The sequence below is a fragment of the Capnocytophaga sp. oral taxon 329 str. F0087 genome (assembly GCF_000213295.2).
Lineage (GTDB): Bacteria > Bacteroidota > Bacteroidia > Flavobacteriales > Flavobacteriaceae > Capnocytophaga > Capnocytophaga leadbetteri_A.
Genome location: NZ_KN389983.1, coordinates 74461 through 91090 on the forward strand (window position 1 = coordinate 74461; position 16630 = coordinate 91090).

Genomic DNA, 16630 nt, shown 5'->3' on the forward strand with positions numbered 1-16630 from the left:
CAGCCGCTAAACAAGGTGGCAATAATGGCGGAGGCAAAGGCGGTAATAACGGAGGCGGTAAAAATAGATAGAGAAGATGTGTGGTTCATATTTATAGAATAAAATTTTTGTTTTTACTCTTAATAGAAATGCTTTGGTAGCAATCTATCAAAGCATTTTTTATTATATTTGCAGCGTTTTTCAATTTTTTATACTTTCACTATGAGAAATTATGTATATCTTTTTATTGCTATCTTACTAATGGTAGGGTGCGATAATACCCCTAAAAAACAAACAGAAAATACCTCTGCCGAAAAAGTAACTCTTACCGATATGGCAGGACGCAAAGTACTAGTACCTAAAAGCATCAGCAAGGCTTTTATAGACCGCTCCTCAGTGCATTTAATCTATGCGCTTGATACGCTACTACCTGTAAATAGGGTGTTTAACTACAACGATTCCGAAAAGAAGTACCTAAAAAAAGGTTTTTACGAAAGAAAACCCTACGTAACAGGTACGCCTATTGAAGAGATTATCAAGCTACAGCCTGAGGTGATACTGCTAACGGTATCGCTACAAACAGAAGCCGAACGAGCTAAAGAAATAGAGCGAGCTGACATACTTCAGCAGAAAACAAAGATACCCGTAGTGCTATTTAGCGGCGATTTTGAGCAGTATACCCAAGCGCTTACCCTCTTAGGGACGCTCTTGCACAAGGAGAAAGAAGCTCAAGAACTCAATGCTTTCATAGAAAAATACTGCTATAGCATTCCTAAAGTAGTAGCTACTATACCCAAAACCAAACGCAAGACTATCTACTATGCCGAAGGAATGAACGGATTGCAAACCGAACCGCCTACCTCATTGCATAGCTATCTTATCAACTATACAGGGGGTAAGAACATTGCCGAAGTAGAATTACTCCCTGGCAAAGGCAAGACGAATGTATCTATCGAGCAGATTTACCGCTGGAACCCTGATATGATATTGGTATGGTCGGGTAATTTTGACGATTTGTACAGCTATAAAGCTATCCGCCAAGAGAAGATATGGCAACAACTGCGCGCCGTGAAGGAAAACCAAGTATACCAAGTGCCTTGGCGTCCTTTTGGCTGGATAGACCGCCCACCGGGGTTAGGACGTGTTATGGGTAGCATATGGTTAGCAAGCCTAACTTACCCCGAGTATTTCAAAGGTGATATCGTACCTATTACCCAAGAGTTTTTTAAGAAGTTTTACCACTACGAGATGGATTATATAGAAACAAGAGACATCATAGGGGCTCAACCTGATATAACAAACAAATAACAATGATAACAATTAAAGTATTCGGAAAACTGACAGAAGTATTAGGTACTGATACCTATACTACTGCTTTCACTAAAAAAACAGTAGCTGAGCTCAAAGCCCAGCTACATACAGCGTTTCCTGCACTTAGCAGTATGACCTATTTTGTAATTATCAACAACCAAAAAGCAAGCGATGAGGCAATCATACCCCCTAATGCCGAATTGGCTTTACTCCCTCCCTATTCCGGAGGATAATGATAACTAACCATCAAAAACTGACAAATCTATACTATAGGTTTGTCAGTTTTTTTGCCGCATACTTAGCACAAAAGTTATGGTATAGAGTATACCTGCTATACCCCACACTATTTTAGCTAATGTACTATTGCTGGTTATAATTAGGTATCCTACACATACAAACATTAGCACTAATAATACTATTAAGATAACTTTTCTATTTCTCATAAGCCTTTCTTATTTCGTAATTCGTCTCTCTACTCGTGCCTTGCGCCTTTAAGTACTTTAAAGATATGCAGTACCGCAGGGAATATAGCCTCCATCGACTCGGTAGCTCCTTTGGTCGAACCTGGTAAGGCAAGCACTAAGCTATTACCTATAGTGCCGACTACACTGCGCGAAAGCATAGCATAAGGAGTGCGGTCTTGTCCGTAGCTGCGAATAGTCTCGGCTATTCCCTCTATTTCTTTGTCTAATAACGGACGTACAGCTTCAGGAGTAACATCGCGAGGAGATAAGCCAGTACCTCCTGTGATAAGTACTAAAGAGGTACCTGCACTTACAGCCTCTTTCACACGGCTCTGTATATCAGCCACTTCATCGGGTATAATAGTATAAGTAGCCGGAATAGCATATCGTTCTAAATGTGCTATAATTGCCTTGCCTGCTTTATCTTCTTTCTTGCCCGCAAAAATACTATCAGAACATACTATCACCGATGCTGTAAGCCCTTCGGCTGCTTCTTTGTAGTCAGTTTTACCTCCTTTCTTCTCTACCAAACGGATATTGCGTATTTCTATGCCTTTGTCAATAGGTTTTAGCATATCGTAAAGAGTAAGGGCTACTACCGAAGCCGCGTGCATTGCCTCTACCTCTACCCCTGTTTTATAGATAGTGTGCACCTCTACAAAAATGTGTATCTCTAATTCTTTTACCTCAAAGCTAATATGTGTATATTCAATAGGCAGCGGGTGGCAGTCAGGTATCATATCGCTGGTGCGTTTGGCAGCGAATAGTCCTGCTGTCTTGCTCATCTCGAATACATTCCCTTTGGGTACTTGATTGTTTTTAATAGCTGCAATAGTGCTTTCGGCACTTACGGCTACTACTGCGGTAGCGATAGCTTGGCGCAGGGTATTGCTTTTATGCGTAATATTAACCACTTTATTTTTTATTAATTGTTAGTTTTCCATTGATGAGTCCCATCTCCAAAGAGTTCTTTGCCAAAGATAGGTACTTCTTTTTTGATGCGGTCTACCATTTCATCACAAGCCTGTATGGCTGCCTTCCGATGGGGGGCTGAGGTGAAGACGAAAAAACAGAGTTCGCCTGCCTTTATCTCGCCCAACGAATGGTAGATATGCGCACACGATAGTTGGTATTTTGTGATGATGTCTTCGCGTATTTCAGCTACTTTTTCGTTTGCCATATCCTCATAAGCGGTAAAGAGGATAGCACTTACCGTTTTGCCCTCAATCTGGTCAGCACGTACCTGTCCTAAGAAGATACTATGTCCGCCTATTTGCGTCTTTACCTGATGTTTAGCTATGCTTTCAGCCACCAATGTAGCGGGTATAGCCCCTTGTTTAAAAATGTTTTTCATATTATATAGGGTTTTATGGTTACACATTAACTAAAGGCGAAAAGCCTTGTTTAAAACTCTTTAGGTCTTTGTCAGCCAATACTTCTTTAGCAAAATTAAGGGCTTTCATACTGCGCACACCTGCTACACATACAAAGCAGATATGGTCATACGCCTTTAGTTGTTCCCATTGGGTAGGCAGTACCGAGAGCGGTAATGATAAAGCCGTGTATCGGTCTATTTTGGGCTGTTCATCCTCTTCGCGCACATCTACCAAAACGGCTTTTTCTTGGGCTAAGAAAGCATCAAGGGCTTCAACTGTGGTGAGTTCGTCTCCTACAGGTTGGTGACAGAAGGCGGGATAGTTAAATTGTTGTACTTCTTCAGCAGTAGAGGGAGCTTTTTTGTCCGTCATATTGTATTTTATTTTAGTAAGTTGATAATTCTGAGTGTTAAACAGCAATAAAGTATGAATAAGTGCGTTATTGAGGTCGCCTATAAGGAGTTTCACCACTTCATTTGCCTGAAAATGGGCTATCATCGATGAAATAGTGGGCAGAATACCCGCCTCATTACAGGTAGGCACTTCATTAGGCTGCGGTGCTACGGGGAAAAGGTCGCGGTAAGAGGTCGTATAGCCGTCTTTTTCAACGTTGAAAACGCTCACCTGCCCTTCATAGTGATACAACGCTCCATACACTAAGGGTTTGCGAGCGATAGCACAAGCATCAGAGAGCAGGTAGCGCACACTGAAGTTATCAGTGCCATCAACCACCACATCATAATCGGCTATAGTGCTAAACACATTGTCAGCTGTCAGGGCATAAGGGTAAGCGTGCAGTACCGTCTGAGGGTTGCGCGCTCGCAAACGCGCTACAGCGGCATCGGTTTTAAGCATCCCTACGCAAGCCTCGTCAAAAAGAAATTGGCGGTGCAGGTTGTGGGCTTCTACTTTGTCAAAATCAACTAAGCCCAGCGTGCCCACGCCTACTGACGAGAGCAACTGTAATAGCGGACAGCCTAAACCGCCCACTCCTACTACTAACACCTTGCTTTCCAGCAACTTCTGTTGGTTATCAGCTCCAAAAAGCTGTATCTGTCGGGTATAACGCATAGTTCGTTACAAATTGATAGCACAAAGGTAAATATTTTTTTTCAAATAAACAAATTTTATAAGTTTTTAAACCATATGAGTTTTTTTAGCTATTTCGCAACTTATATTAAAAATTCCGCAATTATACCTCGAGTATAGGAAGGATATACAATGAATATACGAAGAATATAGGAATGCCAAAGAAATTCTATTATCAAATTAGCAACAAAAACAGCAAAACCTTACGAATAATGCAATATTCCTTTTGACAGTCTCTTTTGCCCCACCAAAAGATAAGCAATCAATTGTCTATTAACAAAAATTCACTACTTTTGCACCCTGTTATGGCTAAGGCTTACCTATAGCCCTTAATATCATCATTACCTTGAATACAAAAACACTCGAAGACTTAGAGTTCCCTACGGTACTCAACCAAATAGCAGCCCTTTGCCTTACCGAACTCGGTAAGAAATACGCGCTGCGCATCAAACCTTTTACCGAAAAAGAAAATCTGCGGATGGCTCTTCAGCAGGTGAATGAGTATCTCTCTTCATTAGAGAATAACAACGCTATCCCTTCACACTATTGCGAACCTATATCGGCTGAAATTAAGTTGTTAAAAGTAGAAAATGCAGTGCTCGAAACCAGTGGTATCAGTCGCATACACCGAATAAGCGAGGTGGTAAATACGCAAATAGCCTTCTTTAGGCATTTTGCTATGCTCTACCCTACTCTATTTGCTACGGCTGATAGTGTAGAATATACCACTGAAATTACTACAGCTATCGAGAAAGTGCTTGACAAGTACGGCGAGATAAAGAGTGAGGCTTCGCCTGCATTGGCAAATATTCGGCGCGAACTGAGTATGCTAAAAGGCAAGATAAACGAGAGCTTCGGTCGTGCGCTTGCCGAGTACAACACTGCTGACTATTTAGACGACATACGCGAAACGGTGGTCGATAATCGCCGTGTATTGGCAGTAAAAGCTATGTACCGCCGTAAGGTGCAAGGCACAGTGCTGGGTAGCTCCAAAACGGGCAGTATAGTGTATATAGAGCCTCGCCAGACGGAGCTCTACTCCCGCGAGCTTTCTAACCTGCTCTATGATGAGCGCGAAGAGATACAGCGTATATTGCGCGAACTCACCGCTTTCTTAAGTGAGTTCAGAGAGCTGCTAAAGGACTATCAGCGCTATATCACAGCCATCGACCTTATTTATGCCAAAGCTAAGTACGCCCATCAGATGCACGCTCTTTTGCCCCATATAACCGAAGAGCGCACGCTCTCCCTGCGCGAGGCATATCACCCTCTTCTCTACCTTAGCAATGCGCGCAAGGGCGCTACTACCTATCCGCAGACTATCGAGCTGACGGATGATAACCGCATTATTGTAATATCCGGACCTAATGCGGGGGGTAAGAGTATCACCCTAAAAACCATCGGACTGCTACAGCTGATGCTCCAAAGCGGTATGTTAGTGCCTGTACACCATCGGTCACAAATGTGCCTATTCGAGCATATTCTTACTGATATAGGTGATAATCAGTCAATTGAAAATCATCTGAGTACCTATAGTTATCGCCTAAAGAATATGAATTATTTCCTGAGGAAATGCAATGACCGCACCCTCTTTCTGATAGACGAGTTTGGTACTGGTAGCGACCCTGAGCTGGGAGGAGCTTTGGCAGAGACTTTCTTAGAAGAGTTTTACCACCGCAAAGCCTTTGGGGTTATCACCACTCACTATACTAATCTGAAGATACTTGCCGACGAATTGCCTCACGCCTCTAATGCCAATATGCTTTTCAACGACAAGACGTTAGAACCTATCTATAAGCTGATTATTGGTGAAGCAGGTAGCTCCTTCACTTTTGAGGTAGCACAGAAAAATGGCATTCCTTTCAGCCTTATCAACCGAGCTAAGAAAAAGATTGAAAAAGGAAAAGTGCGCTTTGATGCCACCATAGCCAAACTGCAAAAAGAGCGCAGCAAAATGGAAAAGACGGCCGAAACGCTAAAAGACGAGGAGATAAAAGCGCGCGAAGAGGCCAAACGATTAGAAGAGCTAAACGACAAGATAAAGAGCAAACTCATCAACTACCAAGAGCTGTACGACCAAAGTCAGCGTATGATAACCTTAGGATCGCGGGTAGACCAATTAGCGGAGCGTTACTTTTACGATGGCAAACGCCGTCCGCTCATAGCCGAGATACTGCGTTTGATAGAGACAGAAAACGCTAAGCGCAAACAGCTGAGCAAGGAAGAGCGCAGCCAGAAAAAAGAAGAAAAGAAAGCTACTACCGAAGAGGTACATCAGCAAATGGAGGCTATCCGCCAACAGCGCAAGGAAGAGAAGAAAGAGCGTATGGCACAAGAACGAGCTGCTAAAGAGAAGTTACAACGCGCGCTGGCTCTCGGCGACCGTGTCCGTATAAAAGACGGGCGCAGTGTGGGTACTATCGACAAAATAGAAAAAGGAAAAGCCGTCATCAATTACGGTGCCTTTACCACCACTGTAGCTTTAGATGAACTCGAATTAGTACAAAAAATGAAGTAAGTCCCTATTTTTCACCCGTTACTACCCAATAGTCACGGGTGATTTCTTTACCGTTTTTGGTAGTTAATACTTCCCTAAAAGACTTTTGACTGATAGCTGTAAAACCTGCTTTAGCGAGTATATCGGCTATCTGTTCGGGGGTATAGAACTGAAATCCCTCTTTGGCAAAAGGGGCTTTCTCTCCTACTGCCTTGTCGATAAACGTCAGTGCAACCAATCCTTGTGGGGCAAGCCTCTGATAGATAGTGGCACAATAGCGTGCTAAGTCATCGATAAAATAGATAGTATTAACCGAAAAACACAACTGAAAAGGTTGTTCAGTTATAGGCAATGCTTCAGCAGTTACTTGGCAGAAAGTAGCACGCCCCTCTTGCACCCATTGGTGGTTATAAGCCATAGCTTCGGCTACCATAGCTGCTGAGATTTCGGCTCCTACATACTGTAGTTGCGGTGCTTTCTCTAGCAAATAAGGCAGGTGTTTGCCATTGCCGAAGCCTATTTCAAGCACTCGTATATGAGCTTTTAAAGGCAGACAATCAATAGTGGTATAAATCATTTGGCTATTAGAAGAGAAAAGATAGTCGCCTACCGCTTGTGCTTTTTCTCCTTCTGGGCAGCGCAATAATTGCCCTAAAACGCGCATATCATCTACAGGAGGGTTCATTGCTTTCAATTAGATTTTCAATTAGTTAGCGTGCAAATGTACGATTTTTTTATCAAATAGTTTGCACAGTTGCGCAAAACAGCGTACTTTTACCCTTTCAAAAGTAAACATTATTATCAAATAGTATTATGAAGATATTAGTATGCATCAGTAGTGTTCCCGATACTACTTCCAAAATAAATTTCACCCCTGATAATCGCAAATTCGACCCTACGGGCGTACAGTTTATCATCAATCCGAATGATGAATTTTGCTTGACTAAGGCTATATTGCTCAAAGAAAAATTGGGGACAACCATTACCCTCATCAATGTAGGGACAGCCGAGACAGAACCTATACTGCGCAAGGCTTATGCCATAGGGGCTGATGACATTATCCGCATAGATGCCACCCCTACCGATGCCCTTATGGTAGCTACTGAAATAGCCAAAGTAGCCAAAGAGGGGGCATACGACCTTATCATCTGTGGCAAAGAGTCCTTAGACTACAACGGTGGAATGGTAGGCGGCTACTTAGCTGCCCTGCTCAACCTCCCTTTCATCAATAAATGTATAGGATTAGAAATAGAAGGCAATAGCGTAACAGCAGCCCGCGAGGTTGAAGGCGGCAAAGAGCTACTTTCGGCATCGCTGCCACTGGTAATCGCTGGGCAAAAGGGACTTACCCAAGAGAAAGACCTACGCATACCCAATATGCGCAACCTAATGGCAGCGCGTACCAAAGCCATCGATGTACGAGCTGCTGAAGCAGCAAGCAAAGGAACGACTATTGTTGGCTTTGAAAAAATGCCTGCTAAACAACCTGTAAAGATGATAGCTGCCGATGATTTAGACACGCTCATCAATCTGCTCGAAAACGAAGCTAAAGTAATCTAACTTATTAACCCCTAAAAAGTAAAAAAATGTCCATTCTAATATATATTGATGCTGAAAACGGAAAAGTAAAGAAATCAGCTTACGAGGTAGCTACCTATGCACGTAGCCTTGCTACCGCACAAAATGTACCTTTAGTAGCCCTTGCTGTAAATGTAGAAAACCCTGAAAAACTAGGTTTTTATGGGGTAGATAAGGTCTTGACACTAAACGATGAAAAGTTACAACACTTTTCTGCTAAAGCGGTAGCTCACGCACTACAACAAGCAGCAGCACAAGAAGATGCTAAGGTAGTAGTACTCAGTGCCTCATCGCAGGCTAAACATATAGCCCCTCTATTGGCTATCTATCTAAAAGCTGACTACGCTGCCAACGTAATTTCGCTGCCCGAAAACGGCAGTACTTTTAGCGTAAAGAGCCACGTATTTTCTAATAAAGCTATCGCTATCCAGCAACTTTCTACTCCTGTAAAACTATTGAGCATTGCCCCCAATGCTTTCGGGGTAAAAGAAAATCCTACCGATGCAGTTGTAACGCCTTTCGTGCCTACTCTTGCTGATACTGATTTCGATGTACAAGTAACGGCTGTCGAAAAAGGCACTGATAAAGTATCGTTAGACGAGGCTGCTATAGTAGTATCAGGCGGACGCGGACTAAAAGGGGCAGAGAATTGGGGTATCATCGAGGAACTTGCCGAAGTACTCGGGGCTGCAACAGCTTGCTCTAAGCCCGTTGCCGATATGGGTTGGCGTCCTCACGCTGAGCACGTAGGACAAACCGGAAAACCTGTAGCTCCTAACCTTTATATAGCTATCGGCATTTCAGGAGCTATACAGCACTTAGCAGGCGTAAACGGTTCTAAAGTGAAATTGGTAATCAATAACGACCCTGAAGCTCCTTTCTTTAAGGCTGCCGACTACGGAGTAGTAGGCGATGCTTTCAGTGTAGTGCCTGAACTTATCAAAAAGCTAAAAGCGCGACAATAATATGAATACACACGATATTGAAACAACTTGTAAGTGGCTACAGCAGCAGCCTATAATAAGCATTATACCCCACAAAAATCCTGATGGCGATGCTATCGGAAGTTGTTTGGGGTTATGCCTCTACCTAAGGCAGCTTCAGCTAAATGCTACAGTGGTGTCGCCTAATGATTTCCCTGAGTTTTTAAAATGGCTACCTGCGGTTGATGATATTATCATATACGACAACGACCAAGAGAGGGCAAAAACTCAAATAGAGGCTTCTACGCTTATTTTCACACTTGATTTCAATTCCCTAAAGCGCGCTGATAGTCTTAGCGGACTATTAGAAAAGCAAACAGCAGCTACCTTTGTAATGATAGACCACCACCAAGCACCAGAAGATTACGCTCAAGTAACTTTTTCTGACCCGAGTGCGAGTTCTACCTGCGAGATGGTGTACAGATTTATAGAAGCAATGGGCGACAAAGCTCTTATAAATAGTGATATAGCTACCTGCCTATACACAGGGCTAATGACCGATACTGGCAATTTTAAATACCCTACTACTACCAGCGATACGCTCAGAATTGGGGCTTTCTTGATAGATCAAGGGGCTAACAATAGCCAGATAAACAGTCTGGTATTCGACACCAATTCGTACAATAAGTTACAGTTGCTAAGCGTAGCCTTAAGAAACTTGGTGTATGTAGAAGAGTGGGATACTGCCTACATCACCCTGACTTCTGAAGAGTTACAGCAGCACAACCACCAAAAGGGCGATACCGAAGGCTTTGTAAACTACGGACTGACGATAAAAAACACCCGTCTGGCAGTGATTTTTATTCAAGAGGGGGATTACGTTAAAATGTCATTGCGCTCTAAAGGCACTACCGATGTAAATCGTTTTGCACGCGAGCATTTTAACGGCGGCGGACATATCAATGCGGCAGGCGGCAGATATGATGGCACTATAGAAGAGGCTGTAACCTACTTCAGAAGTGTACTTCCTGATTTCATACAAAAGAACAGTTAATAAAATAATGAATATACTAAAAAAAATAGGCCTCCTAAGTGCCCTTGGCATAGTTTTGGTAGGTTGTGCTGACCGACAAGCACGCCATCCTGTAAGTAAGAAGACTAGCACTTTCTTGAAAGAATCAGCTGTAAAGAACAAAGCCCTCTTAGCAAAAGAGCAAGCGCTGATAGACGATATCATCAAAAAGGACACGCTGCATACTTTCTTAGACTCTCAGCACGGATTTAAGTTTTACTACCTACACCAAAACCCTGAAGCTGATTACACAGCACAGTTTGGCGATATAGTAACTTATGACTATAGCCTGTCAGACCTAAATGGTAATGAACTGTACCAAGAAAAACCTGATGGCGAATACCGCTATCATGTAGATAAAGAAGAAGTTTTCCAAGGCTTGCGCTCAGCTCTCAAACTATTAAAAGAGAAAGAAAGCGGGGTGTTCTTTTTTCCGTCAAGCGTGGCATATGGCTATCGAGGCGATAAAGATAAAATAAGCTATAACCAGCCTATTATAGCCAAAATAGAAGTTTTTAAAATAGAAAAGAATCCAGAGAAGGTATTACCTCGCCCTGAATAAGTAATTTTATTTAAATAAGTATATGAGACAAATGAATTTAATCGCATTGCTATCGGCAATGTTTGTATTCTTTAGTTGCAATTCGCAAAAGAAAGCCTATAAAGATTTAGGCGATGGTCTTTTTGCTGACATCGAAACTACTAAGGGACATATTGTGGTAAAACTCAACTACAAAGAAGTACCTACTACGGTAGCTAACTTTGTAACCTTAGCCGAAGGTAAAAACAATTTCGTAAAAGTAGAATACAAAGGAAAACCTTTCTACAATGGTACTATTTTCCACCGTGTAATAGATGGTTTTATGATACAAGGTGGTGACCCCACCGGCACTGGTATGGGCGATCCTGGTTACCGCTTCGAAGATGAATTTGTACCCTCACTTAGGCACAACAAAAAAGGGATTTTATCAATGGCAAACTCTGGCCCTAACACCAATGGCAGCCAGTTCTTCATCACTCAAGTACCTACCCCACACTTAGACGGCAGACACACAGTATTTGGCGAAACAGTAAAAGGTGAAGAGGTGATAGATGCTATCGCTAAGGCTCCAAGAAATGGTCAAGACCGCCCTAATGAAGACATCAAAATAAAGAATATCACTATTGTTGCCAACGGAAAAGACGCTGAAAAGTTTGATGCTGTAAAGGTATTCGACAACTACTTCAAAAGTGTAGCTGAAAGAGAAAAAGAGAAAGAAGAGCGTGTAAAACGTGCTTCTGCTAAGTTTTTAGAAGAAATAAAAGTGCAAGAACCTCAAGCTAAAGTACTGCCTTCTGGAGTAAAAATCTTTACTATAAACAATGGCGAAGGTAAACAACCTAAGCAAACCGAATTTGCAATGGTAAACTATGCAGGTTATTTGCGCAACGGGGCTCTTTTTGACTCTAACATCAAAGAAGTAGAAGAAAGTTATGGCAAATACCAAGCTATGCGCGAGCAACAAAACGGTTATCAACCTATTCCTTTCCCTTATACTCCTTCAGCTCAATTGATACCTGGGTTCAAAGAAGCTCTTCTCACTATGAAAGTAGGCGATAAGATACGCGTATTTATCCCAGCAACTTTAGGATATGGCGAAGCAGGAGCAGGTGATGTTATCCCACCTAATAGCGATTTGATTTTTGATATAGAAATCACTGGCACTATGGCTGCACCTAAAATGAATTAAGAATTTTAGATAATTAGTAAATAAAGAGACGATGCTCAAAAACATCGTCTCTTTATTTTTAGGGGTATACAGGGCTTAAATCAGTGGTTTCATAAGGAGGCTGGTCTTTTAAGAAAACACGGGCAGTAAGATTGCCTTTTAGCTCTATTTGGTCATCAGTAATTCGTAGCCAACTGCCTTCTCGCAAACCTATTACGGGTATATCGTTAAACTTATGAAACTCTTTAATGCGAGTTTCACGCGTTTCGCCCTTGTGCTTGCTATGAGGGTCAGGGTCTAAATAATGCGGATTGATATTAAAAGGCACAGCCCCCAGCGTCTGAAAAGAAGGCGGATAGATAATAGGCATATCGTTAGTGGTTTGCATCGTCTGTCCTGCTATATTACTACCTGCACTAGTACCCATATAAGGCGTCCCTCCAGCTACCACCTCGCGCAAAATAGACATCAAACCGAGTTCGTACAAGCGTGTAACAAGCAAAAAAGTATTGCCTCCCCCTGTAAAGATAGCTTTTGCTTGCGCTAATGCTGCTTTAGGGTCGGCAAAGGTATGTAGCCCCACTACCCTCTTCTGTATCTTTTCAAAGCCCTGCTGTGCAATAGCGGTATATTCATCGTGAGTGATACCACTGGGGCGTGCATAAGGTATAAAGAGAATTTTATCAATTCCTGCAAAAAAGTCAGTAAGCTCTTCTTGTAAATAAGACAGATAGGTACCTCCATAAACAGTAGAGGTACTGGCTAATAAAAGTCTTTTCATTAGTATAATACGTTTTTAGGTTATCAGTGGCAAAGATAAAAAATAATTGCCAATTGATAATTATTTTTTATCTTTGCCTAAAATTAAGTAAGTAATGAAGAAGACATACAATACAGATTTATTGCAAACTGTCGTTTTGCGCAATGCTAACGGTATGGAAGTGAGTGTGATGAACTTTGGGGGCATCATCAACTCTATAAAAGTACCTGTAAAAGGTAAAAAAGTAGAATGTGTATTAGGGTTTGATACCTTCGAAGAATACATAAGCGATCGTTATAGAGCTGAATATCCCTATCTGGGTGCCGTAATAGGGCGTAATGCAGGGCGCATCAAGTATGGGAAAGCCTATATAGACGATAAAGAGGTACAAGTAAACTGCAATCTGGGCGAAAACCAAATACACGGAGGCTTTACAGGATTTGATAGTGTATTTTGGGAAGTATTAGTGAAAGAAAATGGTAAAAATCCTTCTGTAACTCTGCAATATATTAGCAAAGACGGCGAAGAGGGCTACCCAGGGGAAGTAGTAGTACGTGTAACCTACACTCTCACCGAAGACAATAAACTGCGTATAGACTACCAAGGCTCTACCGATGCCCCTACAATCTTAAACCTTACCCAGCATACATACTTCAACCTAAATGAAAGTGACACTGATATTCTGGGCAATACGCTGCAAATAACTGCTGATAAATATGTACCTTTAGAAGAAGGCTTTTTCACCCCTACAGGCGAACGACCTTCTGTAGCAGGCTCACCTTTAGACTACCGCAAGGGTCAAAAAGTATATGCTCATACCGACAACTCGTTTGTGCGCGAAATACATGCTGAAAAAATAATGGCTACCCTAACCAACAGCGAGGGCAGCTTAGTGATGACAGTACGCACTAATCACCCTGTGCTACACATATACGCAGGCTATTACCTGCCCTTATTAGAGGTAGCTCATCGCAAGACTATAGGACAAAGCAGAGGTATCTGTTTTGAAGCACAAGGCTATGCCGATGCTACCAAACACCCTCATTTTGACAGTGTAATACTCAGACCTGAAGAAAAGTACGAATACTTTACTGAATTTCAGTTTCTATGTAATGATTAGAAAAAGAATACCAATAACAAGTAACACAAAAAGTGAATGAAAAAGATTTATTTTATATTGTTTTTAGGGCTACTCTTATCGTGTACCCAAACTCATAAAAACGCGCCGTTACAACCAGTAAAAGTAACGGTACCTACTGAACTACAAGCCTATTACCAAGGAGTTGATTTTAAAAAAACAGGAAAAGCCTTATATGATGAGTTGGCTACCCTTACTATCGCTAAGCACACAAACTTCTTAAGTTATAAAGACCGCCATAAATACCTATACAAAGCAGATGCTAGCAAAAAAAATCCTGAAAATGTAGTATTGGTCTACACAGGGGAAGAGCGGTTTTGGCAAGAATATGAAGGAAATAAACGTTATTCACCAACTACGTTCAACACCGAGCATATTTACCCAAAATCAAAAATTGTGACTCAGGCGGTTACTGACCTACATCACTTAAGAGTGTGCGACAAAAGCGTAAATTCAAGACGAGGCAATCACCCTTTTACTGAAGGGGAAGGAGAGGCTAAACTGATAGGAAGTGCTTGGTACCCAGGTGATGAATGGAAAGGCGATGTCGCACGGATGGTTTTATACCTAAACTTGCGCTATAATGAAGAACTGAATAGTGATATTAGCACCGGTGGACTTGAAATGTTATTAAAATGGAATGATGAAGACCCTGTTTCAGACTTTGAACGGCAGCGCAATAATGTGATACAAACAGCACAAGGCAATAGAAATCCATTTATTGACTTTCCTCAGTTAGTCCGCCCTGCTTACCAACACTGATATGGCTATGGAAAGCCCTGAACTAATACTAAAAAAATATTGGGGGTTTGACAGTTTTCGTCCACCACAAAAAACAGTTATTGAATCAGTTTTAAAAGGGAATGACACATTGGCACTAATGCCTACAGGAGGAGGAAAATCAATAACCTTTCAGGTACCTGCTATGCTTAAAGAAGGAATTTGCATAGTAGTGTCGCCCCTAATAGCCCTGATGACCGACCAAGTAAATGCGCTAAAAAATAAGGGTATTAATGCTATTTCATTAGGCGGTAGTCTGCCTTATCGCGAGTTAGAACGCTTGCTGAACAATGCCTTGTACTCAGGGTGCAAATTCTTATACCTATCACCCGAACGACTACAACAAGAAATAGTACAAAATTTCCTAAAGGTAATGAACATCAACCTTTTGGTTATCGATGAAGCACACTGCGTATCGCATTGGGGCAAAGATTTTCGTCCGGCTTATTTCAAATGCCAATGGCTAAAAGAGCAGTTTCCTACAGTGCCTCTATTAGCCCTTACGGCTTCAGCTACCCCTAAGGTGCAACATGATATTTTAAAACTGCTATCCATCGAAAAGGCAACAATAGTAAGTACTTCATTAGCTCGCCCCAATATCAGCTATAAAGTATTCAAAGAGGACGACAAACACCATCTTTTGCTTCAGATACTGAAGAAAAACGAAGGCAGTGTTATCATATACACCCGAAGTAGAAATGGCACAGACTTTTTGGCTTCCTTACTTATCTCACAAGGATTTACTGCTACTTTCTTTCACGGAGGACTGACTTCTGAAGAGAAAAACAAACGACTAAAACTATGGTTAGACAATGAAGTACGTATAATGGTGGCTACTAATGCCTTTGGTATGGGGATTGATAAGCCCGATGTGCGAATGGTTATTCACTGGAATATCCCTCTGACCTTAGAAGATTACTTTCAGGAAGCAGGACGAGCAGGACGCGATGGCAAAGCGGCATCGGCTATAATGATTTACAACGAAACAGACATTGAGACTGCTGAAAAGCTAATGGGCGATTATCTGATAGATATTCCATTCTTGAAATTGGTTTATGCTAAGCTCAATAGTTATTTCAAAATAGCGATAGGCGAAGGTACTAATGAAACTTATGGTTTTATGTTTCCTGACTTTTGTATGCTATATGAACTCCCTACCCTAAAAACGTACAACGCTTTACAGGCATTAGATAGGTTTTCAGTAATTTCGCTTAGTCAGCAATTCAATAATAAAGTAAGTTTTCAGCTTACTGCCCCTATTCCAACCTTGATAGAGTATGACCACACCCATAGGCACTTAAGTGCGACTCTTTTTTATTTGGCACGTACGTATCCCCTAATTTATAGTCAGCCAGTGGTTTTAGATACTGCTAAAATAACCGAATACACTGACTTGAATTACTATCAGCTCATTGATTATCTTGAGCAAATAGACCGAGATGGTATGGGAGTACTAAAGAACAAACAATCAGATGTACAAATAACTTTCAATCTGCCTAGAGATGACGACCGCACTATCAACAGTATCAGTAAAAACATCAAAGAATACAACCATACTAAATTAGCCCTACAGCAAGAAGTATATAGGTATTTAAACAACGAAAAAAAATGTCGAAGCCAGCAATTGCTTGAGTATTTCGGAGAGAAAACTACTCACCCCTGCGGTATTTGCTCTAACTGTATTGCTCACCATAAGCCTAAAAAAATAGACAAAAAACAAGTGAGAGAAGAACTATGGGAGCTACTGAAAAAAGCTCCTATTCGTCCTTCAGATATACTTATAAAAATGCCTTATACTAAAGAGGTTATCAATCCTATTTTAGAGGAATGGCTAATAACAGAAAAAATAGAATTTACGGTGCGCAATGAACTTTTTGTAAAATAAAATATTTCAGAAAAATCTTTTGTTATATCATTTTTTTTACTACCTTTGCACAGATGTATAGATGAGGCA

Annotated in this window: 16 protein-coding genes; 11 read left to right on the forward strand and 5 right to left on the reverse strand. The window is 41.5% G+C overall.

Features of this window, described 5'->3' with window-relative positions:
- The first annotated feature begins 201 nt into the window (after positions 1 to 201).
- Positions 202 to 1287 carry an ABC transporter substrate-binding protein gene (locus tag HMPREF9074_RS00335; RefSeq protein ID WP_009392209.1) on the forward strand — a complete coding sequence of 362 codons (1086 nt, stop codon included), beginning with the start codon at positions 202 to 204 and terminating at the stop codon, positions 1285 to 1287.
- Positions 1288 to 1289: 2 nt separating this feature from the next.
- Positions 1290 to 1523: a MoaD/ThiS family protein gene (locus HMPREF9074_RS00340; RefSeq protein WP_009392207.1), complete on the forward strand. Its 234-nt coding sequence runs from the start codon at positions 1290 to 1292 to the stop codon at positions 1521 to 1523.
- 239 nt (positions 1524 to 1762) lie between these two features.
- Here the strand turns inward: HMPREF9074_RS00340 and moaCB are convergent, their stop codons facing one another.
- The 3 genes from moaCB to HMPREF9074_RS00355 are packed head-to-tail and all read right to left on the reverse strand — an operon-like array spanning position 1763 to position 4201.
- On the reverse strand, positions 1763 to 2668 hold the full coding sequence (gene moaCB, locus HMPREF9074_RS00345; RefSeq protein ID WP_009392204.1) for a bifunctional molybdenum cofactor biosynthesis protein MoaC/MoaB: 906 nt from the start codon (positions 2666 to 2668) through the stop codon (positions 1763 to 1765).
- A gap of 11 nt (positions 2669 to 2679) precedes the next feature.
- Positions 2680 to 3108, reverse strand: a complete 429-nt coding sequence (locus tag HMPREF9074_RS00350; protein WP_034539232.1) for a molybdenum cofactor biosynthesis protein MoaE — start codon at positions 3106 to 3108, stop codon at positions 2680 to 2682.
- A 19-nt stretch (positions 3109 to 3127) separates the two neighbouring features.
- Positions 3128 to 4201, reverse strand: coding sequence for a HesA/MoeB/ThiF family protein (locus HMPREF9074_RS00355; protein ID WP_009392202.1), 1074 nt, complete (start codon positions 4199 to 4201; stop codon positions 3128 to 3130).
- A gap of 364 nt (positions 4202 to 4565) precedes the next feature.
- On the opposite strand from HMPREF9074_RS00355, the gene HMPREF9074_RS00360 reads away from it, so the two are divergent.
- On the forward strand, positions 4566 to 6737 hold the full coding sequence (locus HMPREF9074_RS00360) for an endonuclease MutS2 (protein WP_009392196.1): 2172 nt from the start codon (positions 4566 to 4568) through the stop codon (positions 6735 to 6737).
- A gap of 4 nt (positions 6738 to 6741) precedes the next feature.
- Here the strand turns inward: HMPREF9074_RS00360 and HMPREF9074_RS00365 are convergent, their stop codons facing one another.
- Complete coding sequence (locus HMPREF9074_RS00365; RefSeq protein ID WP_009392194.1) at positions 6742 to 7401, reverse strand: class I SAM-dependent methyltransferase; 660 nt, start codon at positions 7399 to 7401, stop codon at positions 6742 to 6744.
- A 128-nt stretch (positions 7402 to 7529) separates the two neighbouring features.
- Between HMPREF9074_RS00365 and HMPREF9074_RS00370 the strand changes: the two genes are divergently transcribed.
- The 5 genes from HMPREF9074_RS00370 to HMPREF9074_RS00390 are packed head-to-tail and all read left to right on the forward strand — an operon-like array spanning position 7530 to position 12019.
- Positions 7530 to 8276, forward strand: coding sequence for an electron transfer flavoprotein subunit beta/FixA family protein (locus tag HMPREF9074_RS00370; protein WP_009392193.1), 747 nt, complete (start codon positions 7530 to 7532; stop codon positions 8274 to 8276).
- A 26-nt stretch (positions 8277 to 8302) separates the two neighbouring features.
- Positions 8303 to 9259 (forward strand): electron transfer flavoprotein subunit alpha/FixB family protein, encoded by a 957-nt coding sequence (locus tag HMPREF9074_RS00375; RefSeq protein ID WP_009392191.1) that lies wholly within the window; start codon positions 8303 to 8305, stop codon positions 9257 to 9259.
- 1 nt (position 9260) lies between these two features.
- Positions 9261 to 10271, forward strand: coding sequence for a DHH family phosphoesterase (locus tag HMPREF9074_RS00380; protein ID WP_009392189.1), 1011 nt, complete (start codon positions 9261 to 9263; stop codon positions 10269 to 10271).
- Positions 10272 to 10278: 7 nt separating this feature from the next.
- Entirely contained in the window at positions 10279 to 10851 is a 573-nt protein-coding gene (gene gldI, locus HMPREF9074_RS00385) for a gliding motility-associated peptidyl-prolyl isomerase GldI (protein WP_009392188.1), read from the forward strand.
- Positions 10852 to 10873: 22 nt separating this feature from the next.
- Complete coding sequence (locus HMPREF9074_RS00390; protein WP_009392187.1) at positions 10874 to 12019, forward strand: peptidylprolyl isomerase; 1146 nt, start codon at positions 10874 to 10876, stop codon at positions 12017 to 12019.
- A 58-nt stretch (positions 12020 to 12077) separates the two neighbouring features.
- On the opposite strand, the gene pepE is transcribed toward HMPREF9074_RS00390, so the two are convergent.
- A complete protein-coding gene (pepE, locus tag HMPREF9074_RS00395; protein WP_009392186.1) occupies positions 12078 to 12779 on the reverse strand; it encodes a dipeptidase PepE in 702 nt (233 codons plus the stop codon).
- 94 nt (positions 12780 to 12873) lie between these two features.
- On the opposite strand from pepE, the gene HMPREF9074_RS00400 reads away from it, so the two are divergent.
- Genes HMPREF9074_RS00400 through HMPREF9074_RS00410 form a run of 3 tightly spaced genes read left to right on the forward strand, consistent with a single transcriptional unit; the run spans position 12874 to position 16561 of the window.
- Complete coding sequence (locus tag HMPREF9074_RS00400) at positions 12874 to 13878, forward strand: aldose epimerase family protein (protein WP_009392185.1); 1005 nt, start codon at positions 12874 to 12876, stop codon at positions 13876 to 13878.
- A 36-nt stretch (positions 13879 to 13914) separates the two neighbouring features.
- Positions 13915 to 14658 (forward strand): endonuclease I family protein, encoded by a 744-nt coding sequence (locus tag HMPREF9074_RS00405; RefSeq protein WP_009392178.1) that lies wholly within the window; start codon positions 13915 to 13917, stop codon positions 14656 to 14658.
- A 1-nt stretch (position 14659) separates the two neighbouring features.
- Positions 14660 to 16561, forward strand: coding sequence for a RecQ family ATP-dependent DNA helicase (locus HMPREF9074_RS00410; RefSeq protein ID WP_009392176.1), 1902 nt, complete (start codon positions 14660 to 14662; stop codon positions 16559 to 16561).
- The last annotated feature ends 69 nt before the right edge of the window (positions 16562 to 16630 follow it).

Coding starts and splice junctions, on each gene's coding strand:
- HMPREF9074_RS00335 (WP_009392209.1), top strand. CDS start 202: ATGAGAAATTATGTATATCTTTTTATTGCTATCTTACTAATGGTAGGG.
- HMPREF9074_RS00340 (WP_009392207.1), top strand. CDS start 1,290: ATGATAACAATTAAAGTATTCGGAAAACTGACAGAAGTATTAGGTACT.
- HMPREF9074_RS00350 (WP_034539232.1), bottom strand. CDS start 3,108: ATGAAAAACATTTTTAAACAAGGGGCTATACCCGCTACATTGGTGGCT.
- HMPREF9074_RS00355 (WP_009392202.1), bottom strand. CDS start 4,201: ATGCGTTATACCCGACAGATACAGCTTTTTGGAGCTGATAACCAACAG.
- HMPREF9074_RS00365 (WP_009392194.1), bottom strand. CDS start 7,401: ATGAACCCTCCTGTAGATGATATGCGCGTTTTAGGGCAATTATTGCGC.
- HMPREF9074_RS00370 (WP_009392193.1), top strand. CDS start 7,530: ATGAAGATATTAGTATGCATCAGTAGTGTTCCCGATACTACTTCCAAA.
- HMPREF9074_RS00375 (WP_009392191.1), top strand. CDS start 8,303: ATGTCCATTCTAATATATATTGATGCTGAAAACGGAAAAGTAAAGAAA.
- HMPREF9074_RS00380 (WP_009392189.1), top strand. CDS start 9,261: ATGAATACACACGATATTGAAACAACTTGTAAGTGGCTACAGCAGCAG.
- gldI (WP_009392188.1), top strand. CDS start 10,279: ATGAATATACTAAAAAAAATAGGCCTCCTAAGTGCCCTTGGCATAGTT.
- HMPREF9074_RS00390 (WP_009392187.1), top strand. CDS start 10,874: ATGAGACAAATGAATTTAATCGCATTGCTATCGGCAATGTTTGTATTC.
- pepE (WP_009392186.1), bottom strand. CDS start 12,779: ATGAAAAGACTTTTATTAGCCAGTACCTCTACTGTTTATGGAGGTACC.
- HMPREF9074_RS00400 (WP_009392185.1), top strand. CDS start 12,874: ATGAAGAAGACATACAATACAGATTTATTGCAAACTGTCGTTTTGCGC.
- HMPREF9074_RS00405 (WP_009392178.1), top strand. CDS start 13,915: ATGAAAAAGATTTATTTTATATTGTTTTTAGGGCTACTCTTATCGTGT.
- HMPREF9074_RS00410 (WP_009392176.1), top strand. CDS start 14,660: ATGGCTATGGAAAGCCCTGAACTAATACTAAAAAAATATTGGGGGTTT.